Below are 17,059 nucleotides of genomic sequence, written 5' to 3' on the forward strand. Positions count from 1 at the left end.
GTGTTTTAGGCAGTTCGGCACTATTTTACCGGTAAAGCCCTGGATATAATGGCCGGGCTGGCGATGTTGCCATGCGTTAACAAAGAGGCATCCCATGTCTTCGACCTTCGGCCCGGCGGAAGCCCAGGCTTATATGCACAAGCTGCTCACGGTGATGAACCACCAGGGCGGCTCCGACCTGTTCATCTCGGCCGATTTCCCGCCCAGCATGAAGCACCAGGGCGCGATGAAACCCCTGAGCAACCAGCGTCTGACAGGCGACGTGACGCGCGCGCTCGCGCTGGCGCTGATGAACGAGCGGCAGCGCGCCGAGTTCGAGGCTGAGATGGAGTGTAATTTCGCCATCTCGCTGCCGGGCGTGTGCCGCTTCCGCGTGAACGTGTTCGTGCAACAGCAGAGCGTGGGCATGGTCGTGCGGACGATTGCGTCGGAAATCCCGAACTTCGAAAAGCTGGACCTGCCCGAGGTGCTGAAGGACGTCGTGATGACGAAGCGCGGGCTCGTGCTCGTCGTCGGCGGCACGGGTTCCGGCAAGTCGACCACGCTCGCGGCGATGATCGATTACCGCAACAGCAATTCGGCGGGCCATATCATCACGGTCGAGGACCCCGTCGAATACGTCCACAAGAACAAGAGCTGCCTCATCACGCACCGCGAGGTCGGCGTCGACACGCTGTCGTGGCATAACGCGCTGAAGAACACGCTGCGCCAGGCACCGGACGTGATCCTGATCGGCGAGATCCGCGACACGGAAACGATGGAACACGCGATCGCGTTCGCCGAAACGGGCCACCTGTGCCTCGGTACGCTGCACGCGAACAACGCGAACCAGACGATGGACCGCATCATCAACTTCTTCCCGGAAGAGCGGCGCAACCAGTTGCTGATGGACCTGTCGTCGAACCTGCGCGCCATCGTGTCGCAGCGCCTCGTGCGCACGGAAGACGGCAAGGGGCGCAAGGCCGCCATCGAGATCCTGCTGAACACGCCGACGATCGGCGAGATGATCCTGAAAGGCAATTTCCAGAGCATCAAGGAGATCATGCAGAAGTCGCGCGAGCTAGGCATGTGCACGTTCGACCAGGCGCTGTTCGAGCTCTACAACAAAGGCTTCATCAGCTACGACGAAGCGATCCGCAACGCCGACTCCGCGAACGGCCTGCGGCTGCAGATCAAGCTGTCGGGCGAGCGCAAGGAGCCCGCGGAGGGCGGTGCCGCCGCGAAGCCGGCCGAGCTGTCGATGCTGATCGAGGAGCCGGAAGAGGAACCGCCGGCCGCGAGTTAGAATGCGGTCATGGCTACCTTCGAACAAAAAATCTGCACCCGCGCGACGTTGCCGCAACGCGTCGCCGACCTCCCGCAACCCGTCGTGCTGACGAACGGCGTCTTCGACATCCTGCACCGCGGCCACGTGACGTACCTCGCGCAGGCGCGCGAACTGGGTGCGTCGCTCGTCGTCGCCGTCAACACGGACGCGTCCGTGAAACGCCTGGGCAAGGGCGACGACCGCCCGCTGAACACGCTGGCCGACCGCATGGCCGTGCTGGCCGCGCTGGAATCCGTCAGCCTCGTCGTGGAATTCGACGAGGACACGGCGCTGGAAGTCGTCCAGGAAGCCCGCCCCGACATCTACGCGAAGGGCGGCGACTACGTCATGAGCGAGATCCCGGAAGGCAAGGCGGTGATCGCGTACGGCGGCAAGGCCGTCGCCATCGACTTCGCGCACGACCGGTCGACGACCAAGCTCGTGGCGAAGATCCGCCAGTTCGGCTGATGCTTCAACCGCCGCCCGCGTACCCGTTCTGGCGCCACGCCTCGTAGACGACGACGGCCACCGTGTTCGACAGGTTCAGGCTGCGATTGCCGGGCATCATCGGCAAGCGGATGCGCTGGGCGGGCGGGAACGTTTCGCGCAACGCCGGATCGAGCCCGCGCGATTCCGCGCCGAACACGAACACGTCGCCGGGACGGAACGCGGCGTCTCCGAACGGTGACGAGCCGTGCGTCGTCATGGCGAACATGCGCGCGGGGTCCGGCTTGGCGTCGGCCAGGAAGGCGTCCCAGTTCTTGTGGACCTTCATTGTCGCGTAGTCGTGGTAGTCGAGGCCGGCGCGGCGCATCTTCGCGTCGTCCAGCGGGAAGCCGAGCGGCTCGACGAGGTGAAGCTGCGCCCCCGTATTCGCGCACAGGCGGATGATGTTGCCCGTGTTGGGCGGGATCTCGGGTTCGACCAGTACGACGTGAAACATTAACTCTCCTTCGATTACGGATGGGGTGGCGTGCGCGCGAACACGAGGTTCGTCACGCGCGCCGCGCCGCAGCGCTTGAACGCGGCGGCCAGTTCGCCCAGCGTGTGGCCGCTCGTCATGACGTCGTCGACGAGGCCGACGTGGCGTCCCTCGACGACGTCCGGGTCGGCCACGGCGAACGCGCCGCGCACGTTGCGCGCCCGCGCGTCCGGCGCGGTGCCCGACTGGGCCGGCGTGTCGAGCGTGCGCTGCGCCAGCGCCGGATGACATGCTACCCCGAGCGCCGCCGCCAGGGGCCGCGCGATTTCCAGCGCCTGGTTGAAGCCGCGCTCCACCAGGCGGCGCGGACCCAGCGGCACCGGGCACAGCAGGTCGGGCAGCGCCTGGTTCGGCCGGGCCAGCATCGCGTCGCGCAGCTGGCGCGCGAACCAGGGCGCGAGCGCGAGGCGGGCGCCGAATTTTAATTGAAGGACGAGCTGGTCGAGCGGAATCGCGTAATCGACGGCCGCGACGGTGGCATCGAACGCGGGCGGATCGTCCAGGCAGCGGCCGCAGAGAAGGGCTGGTTCCTGCAGCGGATTCGCGCATTGTCCGCAACGCATCGCGCGCGGGCGCGCGTACGCGTCGCGGCAGCCGGCGCACACGACGTCGTCGCAGCCGCCCCCGCACAGGGCGCACGTCGAGGGCAGCAGCACGCGCAGCAACGCGCGCGGCCAACGTCTTACGGCCGGGACACGAATCATCGTCGAGTTGCCAAAATCAGTCATCGCGCACGGACGCAAAACCCATCATGTACACTCGCACCATTATCCCATTCACCGCAGCGTCGCCATGGTTTCACCCCAAGCCCCTTCCAAAATGAGCGCGCCGATCGATCCGGTCCGCGTGCGCCAGCTGTTTTCCGACCCCGACCGGGTCGCCCCGTCCGATTTCCTGCGGCGCGAGATCGCCAGCCGCATGTTCGACCGCCTGACACTCGTCAAGACGGCGCCGCGCCACGTGCTCGACGCCGGTTGCGGGACTGGTGTCGACATCGCCGAACTGCAGAAGCGCTACCCGGCCGCGCAGGTGCTGGGCCTGGACGCCGTGCCGGCGATGCTCGCTGCCGCCGGAACCGTGCAGGCGCCCCGGTCGCTGCTCAGCCGTTTGCTTCCGGCGAAGGCTGGCATCGACCTCGTTTGCGCGGACTTCGGCAACCTGCCGTTCGGGCCGAACTCGCTGGACCTCGTCTGGTCGAACCTGGCGTTGCACTGGCATCCGCAGCCCGACCGCGTGTTTGCCGAATGGCGCCGCGTGCTGCGCGTGGATGGTTTATTGATGTTCTCGAATTTCGGCCCGGATACGTTCCGCGAGCTGCGCACGGCGTTCGCGGCGATGGACGAGACGCCGCACACGCTGCCGTTCGTCGACATGCACGACTTCGGCGACCAGCTCGTGGAAGCGGGGTTCACGACGCCCGTCATGGACATGGAGCAGATCACCGTGACGTACGACGACGCCGATAAATTGCTGGCCGACGTGCGCGCATTCGGCGGCAACCCGCTCGCCACGCGCCGTCGCGGGCTCGTCGGCCGGGCCGCGTGGCAGCGCATGCGCGATGCGCTGGAAGCGGGGCGGCGCGCGGACGGCAAGCTGGGGCTGACGTTCGAGGTCATCTACGGCCATGCGTTCCGGCCCGCGCCAAAGACGACGGCGGCGGGGGAGGCGATCGTCCGCTTCCAGCCGCCCAGGCCGCGGTGACGATCGCCGCGCATCGGGCGCCGACCGCGGCGTGTATGCAGGGTGCATACGATCGCGGTAATTTTCCTTGAATAAAAATTACGGCTTTCAGTATAATCAAACACACTTTTTTCGACTGAATCAAAAAAACGCTAAAAAATTAAGCATAAAGGCGTAGGGTCGGAGGGTAACTCGACAAATCGCAACGGTTTGTCGACACGCCTGGAGGTTGGAGCATCACCCGGGGATACGTGGCAACGTATCAAGTATCCCCCGCAAGCAAGGTCTGAAGTCATCGTTCATCGAGGTTGCCAGACGGCGCCCCGCTGGACGGTGTCGAGTCCCGCAGCGCCCGCCGGCGCGCGTGGGAAGTGGTTGCGTTTAGTTTAAAAAGGATTTCGGAACGGAAGTTGTCTTCCGTGGCTTCCTCCATCGGTAGTGGAGGATCGCTTCCGTTCAAGAAATTTCTCTTCTAAAGGTGGTTGGGGACAACATGACATATGCAAAACGATTCAAAGCGTTGATGCTCGGTCTCGCGATAGCGGCGGCCAGCATTCCGGCAGTAGCGGAGCCTGGTCCAGTCGTGACCGGACGTCCGGAAGCACTTCAGCTGAACCTGCAGCAACCCGTGACGGGCATCGCGGCCTACGTTTATAGCCTGCACAACTGGATGATGGTGGTCTGCCTCGTCATCTTCATCGGCGTGTTCGGCGTCATGTTCTACTCGGTGTTCAAGCACCGCAAGTCCCTCGGCCACAAGCCGGCCACCTTCCACGAATCCACCACGGTCGAGATCGCCTGGACCATCATCCCGTTCCTGATCGTCATCGGCATGGCCCTGCCGGCCACGCACGCCGTCGTGCAGATGAAGGACACGTCGAACCCCGATCTCACCATCAAGGTCACCGGCATGCAGTGGAAATGGGGCTACGACTACCTGAAGGGCGAGGGCGAAGGCATCTCGTTCCTGTCGAACCTGGCCACGCCGCGCACGCAAGTGGGCGAGCCGGGCATCGCACCGACCGAGAAGCGCACGGAGAACTACCTGCTCGAGGTCGACAACCCCGTCGTCGTCCCCGTCGGCAAGAAGGTCCGCCTCGTGCTGACCGCCAACGACGTCATCCACTCGTGGACGATCCCCGCGTTCGCCGTCAAGCAGGACGCGATTCCCGGCTTCGTGCGCGACACGTGGTTCAAGGCCGAGCAGATCGGCACCTACCGCGGCAATTGCGTCGAGCTGTGCGGCAAGGACCACGCGTTCATGCCGATCGTCGTGAAAGTCGTATCAAGCGAAGACTACACCGCGTGGGTCAACGGCGAGAAGACACGCATGGCCGCGCTGGCCGACGACCCGAACAAGGTCTGGACCATCGACGAGCTCAAGACCAAAGGCGAAAAAGTCTTTGCGTCCAACTGCGTGGCCTGCCACCAGGCCAATGGCCAGGGTGTGCCGGGCGCGTTTGCACCGCTGGTCGGATCGCCGGTCGTGCTCGGGCCTAAAGCCGGGCAGGTCGACGTACTGCTGAACGGCAAGCACAGCGGCAAGTATCCGTCGGCGATGCCGTCGTGGAAGCAGTTGTCGGATTCCGAGATCGCTTCCGTCATCACCTATACCCGCAACAACTGGACCAACAAGGCGGACGAGAACATCGTCCAGCCGTCCGAGGTCCTGGCTGCGCGCGGCAAATAAGGCAGACAAGCTCAACAAGCGTTTGGATTCAAGGGACCGGGCCGTCGCGCCACCGCTTTCGGCCCTTGCTGTCCCGCACGACTAGGATACCGACATGACTTCCAGCACCATCGATCATACGCACGACCATGGCCACGACCACGCGCACGACCACCCGGTCGGCGCGCGCCGCTGGCTCTTCGCCACCAACCACAAGGACATCGGCACGTTGTACCTGTGGTTCGCCTTCACCATGCTGCTCTCGGGCGGCGTGCTGGCGCTGATGATCCGCACCGAGCTGTTCCAGCCCGGCCTGCAGTTCTTCCGCCCCGAATTCTTCAACCAGCTGACCACCATGCACGGCATCGTGATGGTGTTCGGCGCGATCATGCCCGCGTTCGTCGGCTTCGCCAACTGGATGATCCCGCTGCAGATCGGCGCGTCCGACATGGCGTTCGCCCGCATGAACAACTTCTCGTTCTGGCTGCTGCCGCCGGCCGCCATCCTGCTGGCGACGTCGTTCTTCGTGCCGGGCGGCGCCACCGCGGCCGGCTGGACCTTGTACGCGCCGCTGTCGACGCAGATGGGCCCGGGCATGGACATGGCGATCTTCGCCCTGCACATCATGGGCGCGTCGTCGATCATGGGTTCCATCAACATCATCGTCACGATCCTGAACATGCGTGCGCCGGGTCTCACCTTGATGAAGATGCCGATGTTCTGCTGGACCTGGCTCATCACCGCCTACCTGCTGATCGCCGTGATGCCGGTTCTCGCAGGCGCCATCACGATGACGCTGACCGACCGCCACTTCGGCACGTCGTTCTTCAACGCGGCCGGCGGCGGTGACCCCGTGATGTACCAGCACATCTTCTGGTTCTTCGGCCACCCCGAGGTCTACATCATGATCCTGCCGGCGTTCGGCATCGTCTCGCAGATCATCCCGGCATTCGCCCGCAAGCCGCTGTTCGGCTACGCGTCGATGGTGTACGCGACGGCATCGATCGCGATCCTGTCGTTCATCGTGTGGGCTCACCACATGTTCACCACGGGCATGCCGGTGACGAGCCAGCTGTTCTTCATGTACGCCACGATGCTGATCGCGGTGCCGACCGGCGTCAAAGTGTTCAACTGGGTCGCCACGATGTGGAAGGGCTCGATGACGTTCGAGACGCCGATGCTGTTCGCGGTCGGCTTCATCTTCGTGTTCACGATGGGCGGCTTCACGGGCCTGATCCTGGCCGTCACGCCGATCGACATCCAGATGCAGGACACCTATTACGTCGTCGCCCACTTCCACTACGTGCTGGTGGCCGGCTCGCTGTTCGCCCTGTTCGCCGGTTTCTACTACTGGGCGCCGAAGTGGACGGGCCATATGTATCCGGAATGGCGCGGCAAGTTCCACTTCTGGAATTCGCTGGTCTGGTTCAACGTCACGTTCTTCCCGATGCACTTCCTGGGCCTGGCCGGCATGCCGCGCCGCTATGCGGACTACGCCGTCCAGTTCACCGACTTCAACCAGATCGTGTCCGTCGGCGCGTTCCTGTTCGGCCTGACGCAGGTGTACTTCCTGTTCTTCGTCGTGCTGCCGACCATCCGCGGCGGCAAGCAGGCCGAGGCGAAGCCGTGGGAAGGCGCGGAAGGCCTGGAGTGGACCGTGCCGAGCCCGGCGCCGTTCCACACCTTCGAACACCCGCCCGTGGTGAAGTGAGACTGTGATGAACGACGCTCGTTCGCAGCAGCTGAAGAAGGCCAACCGGCGCACGGCCCTGTGGCTGGCCGGCTTGGCGCTGTTCTTCTTCGTCGCGCTGTTCGTCAAACGCCTGTGGCTGAGCTGAGGACGTCATGCAAGCGGAAACGAACGCGGGCCGCCACGAGGAAAGTGGCCGCCTTCGTCTGAATCGCACGGTCCTCACGAAGCTTGTGGTGGTCGCCTGCATCATGTTCGGCTTCGGCTATGCAATGGTGCCGATCTACCGCCAGGTGTGCGAGGCGCTCGGCATCAACGTGCTCACGCAAAAGGACGGCACCGTGGCGCCGCCGGCCAACACGCAGGTGGACAAGACGCGCACGATCACGGTCGTCCTGGACGGCAACGCCCAGGGCCCGTGGCGCTTCCGCCCGACGCAGCGCAGCATAGCCGTGCATCCGGGCGAGATGGCGACCGTCGTCTACGAAGTCGTGAACACGCAGGCGCGGACCGTGAAGGCGCAGGCCATCCCGAGCTATGCACCGCAGTCGGCGATGCCGTACTTTAAAAAAGTCGAGTGCTTCTGCTTCAAGGAGCAGGTGTTGAAACCGAACGAGGCGAGGCAGATGCCGGTCGTGTTCTTCATCGATCCGAAACTGCCGCGCGAGGTGAAGGACATCACGCTGTCGTACACGTTCTTCGAAATCGGCGGCGCCGTGGCGGCGCAGAACTGATCATGGACAAAGACGACAAGGACGAAAAGCCGCCCGTCAAAACCGCGACGTTCGGCGCCACGATGAAGGCCGTGTTCTGGTCGTTCTTCGGCGTACGCAAGCGCCGCGACTACGAGCACGACGCGGCCAACCTGAACCCGATCCACGTGATCGTGGGCGGGTTGATCGGGGTGGCGCTGTTCATCGGCATCCTCGTCGTTGTCGTGCGGATGGTGGTCGCCAAGAGTTAAAAAAGAAATATAAGCAACACGAAAGCAGGGAAGCGTAGTCACCCGGAATTCGAAACAATGCTTGATTGAGGAGATATACATGAGTTCACCCCATACCGCGCCGTATTACTTCGTCCCCGGCCCGTCCCGGTGGCCGCTGGCGGCCGGCATCTCGATGCTGTGCACGATGGCCGGCGCGTCCGGCTGGGTCAACGGGGCCGCCTGGGGGCCCGGCGTGTGCACGGCCGGCATCGTTGCGATGCTGATCGTGCTGTACAACTGGTTCGGCGACGCCATCGGCGAGTCGGAATCGGGCAAGTACGGCGAGCGCATCGACCTGTCCTACCGCTGGTCGATGAGCTGGTTCATTTTCTCGGAAGTGATGTTCTTCGGCGCATTCTTCGGCGCATTGTTCTATGCCCGCACGATCTCGATGCCGTGGCTGTCCGACCTCGACCACAAGATCATCTGGCCGGATTACTCGGGCCATTGGGGCAACGTCGGCCCGGCCGGCACCGTGGAACAGTTCAGCACGATGGGCCCGTTCCCCATCCCCACGATCAACACGGCGCTGCTGCTGAGCTCTGGTGTCACGTTGACGATCGCCCACCACGCGCTGCGCGCCGGCCACCGCGCCCGCACCGCGCTGTTCCTCTTTGCGACGATCCTGCTGGGCGCCATCTTCATGGGCTTCCAGGCGTATGAATACCACCACGCGTACACGGAACTGAACCTGAAGCTGTCGTCCGGCATCTACGGTTCGACGTTCTTCATGCTCACGGGCTTCCACGGCTTCCACGTGACGATGGGCGCCATCATGCTGTCCGTCGTGCTGTACCGCGTGCTGCGCGGCCATTTCACGCCGGAACACCATTTCGGCTTCGAAGGGGCGGCTTGGTACTGGCACTTCGTCGACGTCGTCTGGCTGGGCCTGTACGTCGTCGTGTACTGGCTGTAAGCGACGCCTGCCGCGCATCGATACCGTCGTTCCCGCGCGCGCGGGAGCGACGTTTTTTTATGCGTGCAGGCCCTTCGGCTGGATCCAGCCCATCTTGTACGAGAACAGCACGAACAGGAACAGCGCGATCGACAGTCCCACGCGCATCGCAAGAGCCTGCACGGTGCGGTTGCTGCGGCCCTTGTCGCGCATGAGGAAGAACAGTGCGGAGGCAAGGCTGCCGATGATGAGCACGAAGGCGATGGCGACGACGGTTTTCATGGGCGGCCAGTAGAGTGGGTTGTCAGGGTTTTACGAGCATTGTATGCGACTGCGCTTCCGTTTTAGAACCATTCCTTTCCTCGCGATGCTCGCGCTCGTGACGCTCGGGGTGATGCTGGGAAATTGGCAAGTGCGCCGGGCGGTGGAGAAGACGGCGCTGCAGGCGCGTCTCACGCAGCGTGCCGCGCTGCCGCCGCTCGTGCTCGACGGGAAGCCGGTTGATCCGGTCGCCGTCGAGTATCGCCGCGTCGCCGTAACGGGGGAATTCGTCGCCGACTGGCCGCTGTTTCTCGACAACCGGCCGCTCGCGGGCCGCACCGGATTCATTTTGCTGATGCCGTTTAGAATAGCGGGTACGGGCGCCGTCGTCCTCGTCGAACGGGGCTGGCTGCCGCGCGACCCGGCCGTGCACGACCGCGTGCCGCACGTCGCGACGCCGGCCGGGCGCACGACCATCGAAGGCGTCGCGGTGCTGCGTCCGGCGCGCGTGATGGAGCTGGGGACGGCGCCGCCGCTGAAGCCCGGCGCCATCGTGCAGAACGTCGACCCGGCCGCGTTCGCGCACGCCAGCGGCATGGCCGTGTTGCCCGTCGTGATCGAACAGACAAGTGCCGACGCGCTGGCGGCCGGAGAGCTCGTCCGCGACTGGCCGGCGCCCGCCATCGACGTCGACCGCCACAAGGGCTACGCCTTCCAGTGGTATGCGCTGGCCGCGATGGCCTTCCTATTTTTTGTGATGACAGGATTTCGAAGTGGAACCAAACAAGCAGGCTGACGCAGCAGCAATCCCCCGCAAGCCAGGCCGCCGGATGCTGTGGCTCGTGCTGGCCGTGTGCGCGTCTCCGATCATCGCCTCGTATTTCACCTATTACGTCATCAAGCCGGAGAAGCGCAACAACTACGGCACCTTGATCGACCAGCGCGCCCACCCGATGCCCGCGATGGCGACGACCACCCTGGATGGCCGCCCGCAGGCGCTCGAACAGTTCAAGGGCAAGTGGGTGATGCTGATGGTGGGCCCGGGCGCGTGCCCGGACACGTGCCAGAAGCAGTTGTTCGAAATGCGCCAGCTGCGCCTGATGCAGGGCAAGGAGATGGACCGCATCGAGCGCGTCTGGCTCATCACCGACAAGGAACCGCTCGACACGCTGGTCATCCGCGAATTCGACGGCACCCACATGCTGCGTGCCGACGCGGCGACCGTCGCGGCGTGGCTGCCGGCCGACCCGGGCACGACGCCGGCCGACCACATCTACATGATCGATCCGCTGGGCCACCTGATGATGCGCTTCCCGAAAGACCCCGAGTTCAAGGACGTGCGCAAGGTCTACAAGGACGTCTACAAGCTGTTGAAGGCGTCGTCCGTCGGCTGACCACCATGGAAGTCTCGAATTTCATCCTGCTGGCCCTGACCGGCATCCTGGCGGCCAGCGTGCCGCTCGCGCTCGTGTGGACGGCGACCGGTACCAATAAATACCGCAAGCTGGCGTGGGTGATCGCGTTCTTCACGTTCGACCTGATCGTGTTCGGCGGTTTCACGCGCCTGACGGACTCCGGCCTCGGGTGCCCCGACTGGCCCGGCTGCTACGGCGAAGCGAACCCGTTCCTCGCGCACGAGCACATCGCGGCGGCCGAGGCGCTGATGCCCACGGGTCCCGTGACAAAAGTGAAAGCCTGGATCGAGATGATCCACCGCTTCCTCGCGATGGGCATCGGCGTCCTGATCATCGGGCTGATGGTGGCGTCGTGGCTGGAGTGGCGGCGTGCGCGTGCGCGTGGCACGCGTCCCGCGCACGGCCCGCTGCTGCCGACCGTGCTGTTTCTGTGGGTGTGCGTGCAGGGCGCGTTCGGCGCCTGGACCGTCACCTTGAAACTGCAGCCGGTCATCGTCACCTTGCACCTTCTGTTCGGCCTCACCTTGCTGGCGCTGGCCGTCTGGCTCGGTGGCCGCGAAGACAAGTTGATCGCGCCGCCGGTCCCGGCCGCGCCCGTGGCCGCGCTGCGCAAGTTGCGGCCGCTCGCGTGGCTGTCGGGCGCCGTGCTGCTCGTGCAACTGGCGCTGGGCGGGTGGGTGAGTACCAATTACGCGACACTGGCGTGCAGCGATTTCCCGCTTTGTAATGGACAAATTGTCCCAGAGATGGATTGGCAACATGGCTTCACGTTGTGGCGCGAACTGGGCAAGACGGCGGCCGGGCACTATCTGCCGTTTGCTGCGCTGACGGCGATCCATTGGGCGCACCGCAACTTCGCGTTCGTCGTCGTGCTCGTGCTGGGCGCCACGGCGTGGCGCGCGTGGCGCGTGCCTGGCCTGCACGGCACGGCGCGCAACCTGGCGCTCGTGCTTGCCGCCCAGGCAATGACGGGCATCGCGACGGTGTATCTGCGCTTCCCGTTGCCCATCGCCGTGCTCCACAACGCGGGGGCAGCGGGCCTCGTGCTTTTGGTGACCATGTTAAACTACAAGATACAGTATCAACTCGAGCTGGCGCTGCGCAGTCCACGACGTGAGGCGGCGACGTCCGCGAGCCACCCATGATTACGCAAACCGCCATCCACAAGCCGCCCAGCCGCGTCGCGCAGTACTGGTCGCTGACCAAGCCGCGCGTCACCCAGCTGGCCGTTTTCTGCGCCGTGATCGGCATGTTCCTCGCCACCGACGATTTTCCCGGCTGGCACGTGCTCGTCTGGGGCACGATCGGCATCTGGCTGCTGGCCGGTGCCGCGTTCGCCGTCAACTGCCTGATCGAGGCGGAAGTCGACGCCCGCATGGCCCGCACGGCGCGCCGCGCCACGGCGATGGGCGAGCTGTCGCCCACGCAGGTGCTGATCTTTTCCGCCATCATTGGCGGCGCCGGCATGGGCATCCTGTACACATTGGTCAATCCGCTGACGATGTGGCTCACGTTCGTCACGTTCGTCGGCTATGCCCTGATCTACACGGTCATCCTGAAACCGAACACGCCGCAGAACATCGTCATCGGCGGCCTGTCCGGTGCGATGCCGCCGGCGCTCGGCTGGGCCGCCGTCGCGGGCGAGGTGCCGATGCAGGCGTGGCTGCTCGTCCTGATCATCTTCGTCTGGACGCCGCCGCATTTCTGGGCGCTGGCGATGTACCGCCGCGACGACTACGTGCGTTCCGGCCTGCCGATGCTGCCCGTCACGCACGGCATGCGGTACACGGGCCAGCAGGTGTGGCTGTACTCCGTCGCGCTCGCGGCCTGCACGTTGTTCCCGTACGCCGTCGGCATGAGCGGCGTCGTGTACCTGGCGGCCGCCGTCGTGCTGAACGCGATCTTCCTGCGCCACGGGTGGATGATCCACAAGCACTACAGCGACCAGGTCGCGCGCAAGGCCTTCGCCTGGTCCATCGTCTACCTGTCGCTGCTGTTCGCCGCGCTGCTCGTCGACCACTACGTGAAACACTACCTGCCAATCTGATGATGAAAAAACTGCTGCCCGCGCTCGTCGCCGCCTGCGCATTGACCGTCTCCCTCGCCGCATGCGACAAACTGCCGGGCAAGCAGAAAGAGGCTTTCCAGAACACGGACGTCACGGGCCTCGACTACGCGAAGGGTTTTGCGCTGACCGACCACACGGGCAAGCCGCGCACCCTCGCCGACTTCAAGGGCAAGGTGGTCGTCGTCTTCTTCGGCTACACGCAATGCCCGGACGTTTGCCCCACGACGATGGCGGAGATGGCGTCCGTCATGCAGAAACTTGGGCCGCTCGCGGACAAGGTGCAGGTCCTGTTCATCACGCTCGACCCCGAGCGCGACACGCAGCAGCTGCTGGCCCAGTACGTGCCGGCATTCGACAAGCGCTTCATCGGCCTGCGCGGCACGCCCGAGCAGACGGCGAAGACGGCCAAGGATTTCAAGGTGTTCTACTCGAAGGTGCCGGGCACGGAGCCGGGCAGCTACACGATCGACCACACGGCCGGCAGCTACGTCTTCGACCGCGACGGCCGCCTGCGCCTGTTCATCCGCCACGGCCAGGGCCCCGACCCGATCGTGCACGACCTGCGCCAGTTGCTCTCCTGATGGACAAGCGGCCGGGCAGGAATTATGCGCGCGCCGGCGCCGTCATCCTGCTGACCCTCGGCTGCCTGTACGTCCTGCAACCGTTCCTGGCCGCGATCCTGTTCGCGGCCGCCGTCGTCATCTCGTCCTGGCCTCTGTACCAGAAGCTGCTGCGGCGCCTGCGCGGCCGGCGCACGGCCGCCGCGCTGACGATGACCCTGTCGCTCACACTGCTCGTGATCATCCCGCTGGCGCTCGTCGCGTACAACCTTGCGGACAACGTCGCGTCGTCGTTCGACCAGATCCGCGCCGCGCTGGACCAGGGCGAACTGCTGCCGCCCGCGTGGGTGCGCGACATCCCGCTCGTCGGCGACCAGCTGGACAACTACCTGCGCCAGCTCGTCGCCAGCCGCGAACGCATGATGGAACTGGCGCGGCGCATGGTCGAACCGGCACGCCACGCGCTGCTGTCCGGCGGGATGATGCTGGGCGCCGGCGTCGCGCAAATGAGCCTCGCCGCGTTCGTCAGCTTCTTTTTTTACCGCGACGGCGCCGCATTGATGAGCGTGATCGCGGCCGCCATGCGCCGCATCATCGACGACGATGCACCGGCCGTTATGGAGATCGTCGGCCAGACCGTGCGCGGCGTGATGTACGGCCTGCTCGGCACGGCGCTGGCGCAGGCGCTCGTCGCGGCCGCGGGCTTCGCCATCGCGCACGTGCCCGCGGTGGCGCTGCTGTCCGTGCTCGTGTTCGTGTCGTCGCTGATCCCCGTCGGGCCCCCGATCGTGTGGGGCGGCGCGGCGCTGTGGCTGTTCGCGCAGGGCGAGACGGGGTGGGGCATCTTCATGCTCGTGTGGGGCTTCTTCCTGATCAGCGGCGTCGACAACGTCGTGCGCCCGATGCTGATCAGCCGCGGCTCCAGCCTGCCGTTCCTGCTTACCCTGCTCGGCGTGCTGGGCGGCGTGATTGCGTTCGGCTTCGTCGGCATGTTCATCGGGCCCACGTTGCTGGCCGTCGGCTATTCGCTGATGAGCGGGTGGACGCACACGCGCGATCCGATCGTGAAGCAGGCCAGCCGCGACGCCTAGTCTGAGCGCCGATTCCACAGATGGCCGCCCAGCAGCGCGAGCACACCGAGCCCGGCCCACGCGAGGCTCGAGGCGGCCGTCGCATTGCCGTGGAAGCCGACGACGTCGGCCCACGCGCCGCGACTGACGTTGACGCTGACGTACAGCGTGAGCAGGAACAGCGCGAGGAACGTGCGCGACGTGCCGCTCGTGCGGCCCAGCACTGTCGCGAACGCGGCCAGTGCGAACACGCCGGACACCAACGCGGCGGCGCGCACCGGATCCACCATGGCCAGATGCAGCGCGGCGATACCGGTGAACATCAGCCCGAGCACGAGGCTCGCCACGAACTGGCGCCAGTAACGGCGCGCCGACCCGCCCGGGACGGCCGCGCCCATGCCCGCCAGCGCGGCGTCGCCGTCGCGCGTGGCCACGTCGCTCACGAGGATGCCCCAGTACGCGACGCACGCGAGCGCGAACGGCGCCAGCGCCTGCGCGCCCAGCACGAGCGCCGGTAACTGCGCCGCCAGCAGCACGGCAAGCGCGGACGGCGATGCCGCCAGCGTCAGCGCGACGTCGGCCAGCGCCTGGCCCGCGATGCCGGGCAGGCGCGCGGCGAGGCCGAACAGCGGACCGGCGAGGCGGGCGAGGGGACGCAGCCAGCCGTCGACGACCGCGAGCGGCGAGCGGCGGATGCGTGCCTTGCCGGGCTTGACGCGGTCCGGCGAAAAGCGGTGGAACAGCGGCAGCGCGAGCAGCAGCGGGACGAGCGCCAGCAGCGCCGTCACGCAGCGCGCGGCGGCGATGGACGCGGGCCAGACCCACGTCGGCAGCACGAGCGGCGCCTTGTCGCGCTGGAAGTCGGCGATGCCGAGCATCAGGCTGTCGCCAAGATCGAAGTGCGCGGCGAGCGTGGCGATGACGGCGCTCGTGCCCGTGAAGTCGAACGGGACGACGGTGGCGGCGCCCCCGCCCGCCACGGTCGGCAGCAGGGCCATCTGGCCGACCCACACGAAGAAGTACAGCAGGTCGCCCTTCTTGCCCATCAGCGGCGCCCATGCGTCGAACAACGTCGCGCAGCCCGCGGTGAACAGGATCATCGGTCCAAGCACGAGCGCATAGGTCTGCAGGTAGACGAGCGGCTGGATGGGGCCTTCGCCGCGCACGGCGTGGCACAGCAGCACGGTGGCCATGAAGGCGCCGACGAGCGCCGTCAGGTACAGCACGCCGCCGCACCAGCGGCCGAGAACGAACGGCACGCCGCCGTTGCGGCTCGCGCCGATCACGGCGCCGGCGCCGCTGCGCAAGTCTTCCGCCACTCTTCCGCGCAGCAGATAGAAGCCGGCCAGCGCCAGCACGAGCGCCGCCAGGGCCGCGCTGCCCAGCGCCAGCGCGGCGCTCGTGTACAGCACGCGCGCGCCGCGCACGGCGATCAACGTGAGGCCGTCGGCCGGGTCGGAGATCATGAGCCAGCTGAGCGCCACGACGCCGAGCAGGGTGACGAGCGTCGACAGCCGGCGCAGCCGCACGCGCGCTTCCACCAGCGCCAGCGTGCGCATGACGGCGAAGGTCGCGGTCATGCCGCTTCCTTGACGGCGTAGCGCTGCGCCATCAGCGCTTCCTCCAGGCTCGGTTCGCACGGCTGCGCGCCGGCGCAAGGTGGAGTCGGGTGCGCGATGCGCAGGCTGACGCGTTCGCCCTGGCGCAGCGCTTGCAAGACATGGGTCGTCGAACGCAGGAATTCATATTCGTCGGCCGCCACGCTGGCCGACCACACCTGGCCGCGCGCGCGGCCGAGGATGGCGTCCGGCGTGTCGCACGCGACGAGACGGCCGCTGCGCATGATGGCGAGCCTGCCGGCGATGCTCTCGACGTCGGACACGATGTGCGTCGAGATGATCACGAGCTTGTCGGCCCCGAGGTCGGCGAGCAGGTTGCGGAAGCGCAGCCGCTCTTCCGGGTCGAGGCCCGCCGTCGGTTCGTCGACGACGAGGACGTCCGGATCGTTCAGCAGCGCCTGCGCGATGCCGAGGCGGCGCAGCATCCCGCCCGAGAACGTGCTGGCCATGCGGCCCGCCTGGTCGTGCAGGTTGACGAGTTCCAGCAGGCGGCGGATGCGGCCCGCATCGCTTACGCCCTTCAGCGCGGCGAAGTAGCGCATGAATTCGAGCGCCGTCACGTTGCGGTAGACGCCGAAGTCCTGCGGCAGGTAGCCCAGGCGGTTGCGCAGGGCGTCGGGCCGCGCCACGACGTCGGTGCCGTCGAACACGATGCGCCCGCCGCTCGGTGTGGTGAGCGTGGCGATCATCTGCATCAGCGTCGTCTTGCCCGCGCCGTTATGGCCGATCAGGCCGACGACGCCGGGTTCCAGGCGCAGCGAGACGCCGGCGACGGCCGTGACGTTCTTGCCGAAGGTCTTGGTGACGTTGTGCAGTTCCAGCATGGCGGCATCCCGGTGAGTGGCGATGGGGCCACTCT

General features: G+C 66.1%; 20 protein-coding genes. 15 read left to right on the plus strand and 5 right to left on the minus strand.

Annotated features, from left to right (window positions below):
- Positions 1–94: 94 nt before the first annotated feature.
- Together NX784_RS13380 and rfaE2 are read left to right on the plus strand one after the other, a co-directional pair.
- Positions 95–1,285 (plus strand): PilT/PilU family type 4a pilus ATPase, encoded by a 1,191-nt coding sequence (locus NX784_RS13380; RefSeq protein ID WP_307735971.1) that lies wholly within the window; start codon positions 95–97, stop codon positions 1,283–1,285.
- Positions 1,286–1,294: 9 nt separating this feature from the next.
- The gene (gene rfaE2, locus NX784_RS13385) at positions 1,295–1,774 is read left to right on the plus strand and encodes a D-glycero-beta-D-manno-heptose 1-phosphate adenylyltransferase (RefSeq protein ID WP_258817162.1); all 480 of its coding nucleotides are present in this window, start codon (positions 1,295–1,297) and stop codon (positions 1,772–1,774) included.
- Between the two features lie 4 nt (positions 1,775–1,778).
- Here the strand turns inward: rfaE2 and trmL are convergent, their stop codons facing one another.
- Both trmL and NX784_RS13395 read right to left on the minus strand, forming a co-directional pair.
- Positions 1,779–2,249, minus strand: coding sequence for a tRNA (uridine(34)/cytosine(34)/5-carboxymethylaminomethyluridine(34)-2'-O)-methyltransferase TrmL (gene trmL / locus NX784_RS13390; RefSeq protein ID WP_258817164.1), 471 nt, complete (start codon positions 2,247–2,249; stop codon positions 1,779–1,781).
- A gap of 14 nt (positions 2,250–2,263) precedes the next feature.
- Positions 2,264–2,992 carry a ComF family protein gene (locus NX784_RS13395; protein ID WP_258817165.1) on the minus strand — a complete coding sequence of 243 codons (729 nt, stop codon included), beginning with the start codon at positions 2,990–2,992 and terminating at the stop codon, positions 2,264–2,266.
- Between the two features lie 115 nt (positions 2,993–3,107).
- On the opposite strand from NX784_RS13395, the gene NX784_RS13400 reads away from it, so the two are divergent.
- The 7 genes from NX784_RS13400 to NX784_RS13430 all read left to right on the plus strand — a co-directional run bounded on the left by NX784_RS13400 (position 3,108) and on the right by NX784_RS13430 (position 9,228).
- Positions 3,108–3,989, plus strand: coding sequence for a methyltransferase domain-containing protein (locus NX784_RS13400; protein ID WP_258817166.1), 882 nt, complete (start codon positions 3,108–3,110; stop codon positions 3,987–3,989).
- Between the two features lie 472 nt (positions 3,990–4,461).
- Entirely contained in the window at positions 4,462–5,658 is a 1,197-nt protein-coding gene (gene coxB / locus NX784_RS13405; protein WP_258817167.1) for a cytochrome c oxidase subunit II, read from the plus strand.
- A 94-nt stretch (positions 5,659–5,752) separates the two neighbouring features.
- Positions 5,753–7,348 carry a cytochrome c oxidase subunit I gene (gene ctaD, locus NX784_RS13410; protein WP_258817168.1) on the plus strand — a complete coding sequence of 532 codons (1,596 nt, stop codon included), beginning with the start codon at positions 5,753–5,755 and terminating at the stop codon, positions 7,346–7,348.
- A 7-nt stretch (positions 7,349–7,355) separates the two neighbouring features.
- A complete protein-coding gene (locus NX784_RS13415) occupies positions 7,356–7,475 on the plus strand; it encodes a cytochrome oxidase small assembly protein (RefSeq protein ID WP_229421284.1) in 120 nt (39 codons plus the stop codon).
- 7 nt (positions 7,476–7,482) lie between these two features.
- Positions 7,483–8,061, plus strand: coding sequence for a cytochrome c oxidase assembly protein (locus tag NX784_RS13420; RefSeq protein ID WP_258817169.1), 579 nt, complete (start codon positions 7,483–7,485; stop codon positions 8,059–8,061).
- A 2-nt stretch (positions 8,062–8,063) separates the two neighbouring features.
- Entirely contained in the window at positions 8,064–8,291 is a 228-nt protein-coding gene (locus NX784_RS13425) for a DUF2970 domain-containing protein (RefSeq protein WP_258817170.1), read from the plus strand.
- Positions 8,292–8,370: 79 nt separating this feature from the next.
- Positions 8,371–9,228: a cytochrome c oxidase subunit 3 gene (locus NX784_RS13430; protein ID WP_166860574.1), complete on the plus strand. Its 858-nt coding sequence runs from the start codon at positions 8,371–8,373 to the stop codon at positions 9,226–9,228.
- 57 nt (positions 9,229–9,285) lie between these two features.
- On the opposite strand, the gene NX784_RS13435 is transcribed toward NX784_RS13430, so the two are convergent.
- A complete protein-coding gene (locus tag NX784_RS13435) occupies positions 9,286–9,489 on the minus strand; it encodes a twin transmembrane helix small protein (RefSeq protein WP_258817172.1) in 204 nt (67 codons plus the stop codon).
- 43 nt (positions 9,490–9,532) lie between these two features.
- On the opposite strand from NX784_RS13435, the gene NX784_RS13440 reads away from it, so the two are divergent.
- Genes NX784_RS13440 through NX784_RS13465 form a run of 6 tightly spaced genes read left to right on the plus strand, consistent with a single transcriptional unit; the run spans position 9,533 to position 14,602 of the window.
- Entirely contained in the window at positions 9,533–10,264 is a 732-nt protein-coding gene (locus NX784_RS13440) for an SURF1 family protein (protein WP_258817173.1), read from the plus strand.
- Positions 10,242–10,862, plus strand: a complete 621-nt coding sequence (locus tag NX784_RS13445) for an SCO family protein (RefSeq protein ID WP_370662935.1) — start codon at positions 10,242–10,244, stop codon at positions 10,860–10,862. The genes NX784_RS13440 and NX784_RS13445 overlap by 23 nt, the downstream gene beginning before the upstream one ends.
- A gap of 5 nt (positions 10,863–10,867) precedes the next feature.
- Positions 10,868–12,028 (plus strand): COX15/CtaA family protein, encoded by a 1,161-nt coding sequence (locus tag NX784_RS13450; RefSeq protein ID WP_258817174.1) that lies wholly within the window; start codon positions 10,868–10,870, stop codon positions 12,026–12,028.
- Positions 12,025–12,930, plus strand: coding sequence for a heme o synthase (cyoE, locus tag NX784_RS13455; RefSeq protein ID WP_258817175.1), 906 nt, complete (start codon positions 12,025–12,027; stop codon positions 12,928–12,930). Before NX784_RS13450 ends, cyoE begins: the two co-directional genes overlap by 4 nt.
- A 2-nt stretch (positions 12,931–12,932) precedes the next feature.
- On the plus strand, positions 12,933–13,532 hold the full coding sequence (locus NX784_RS13460; RefSeq protein ID WP_258817245.1) for an SCO family protein: 600 nt from the start codon (positions 12,933–12,935) through the stop codon (positions 13,530–13,532).
- The gene (locus tag NX784_RS13465; RefSeq protein ID WP_258817176.1) at positions 13,532–14,602 is read left to right on the plus strand and encodes an AI-2E family transporter; all 1,071 of its coding nucleotides are present in this window, start codon (positions 13,532–13,534) and stop codon (positions 14,600–14,602) included. Before NX784_RS13460 ends, NX784_RS13465 begins: the two co-directional genes overlap by 1 nt.
- Here NX784_RS13465 and NX784_RS13470 read toward each other — a convergent pair.
- Positions 14,599–16,161, minus strand: coding sequence for a hypothetical protein (locus NX784_RS13470; RefSeq protein WP_258817177.1), 1,563 nt, complete (start codon positions 16,159–16,161; stop codon positions 14,599–14,601). The two genes, NX784_RS13465 and NX784_RS13470, sit on opposite strands and share 4 nt — an antisense overlap.
- On the minus strand, positions 16,158–17,024 hold the full coding sequence (locus NX784_RS13475; protein ID WP_258817178.1) for an ABC transporter ATP-binding protein: 867 nt from the start codon (positions 17,022–17,024) through the stop codon (positions 16,158–16,160). Before NX784_RS13475 ends, NX784_RS13470 begins: the two co-directional genes overlap by 4 nt.
- Positions 17,025–17,059 lie beyond the last annotated feature (35 nt).

The sequence above is a fragment of the Massilia pinisoli genome, from assembly GCF_024753285.1.
Classification (GTDB): Bacteria; Pseudomonadota; Gammaproteobacteria; order Burkholderiales; family Burkholderiaceae_D; genus Telluria; species Telluria pinisoli.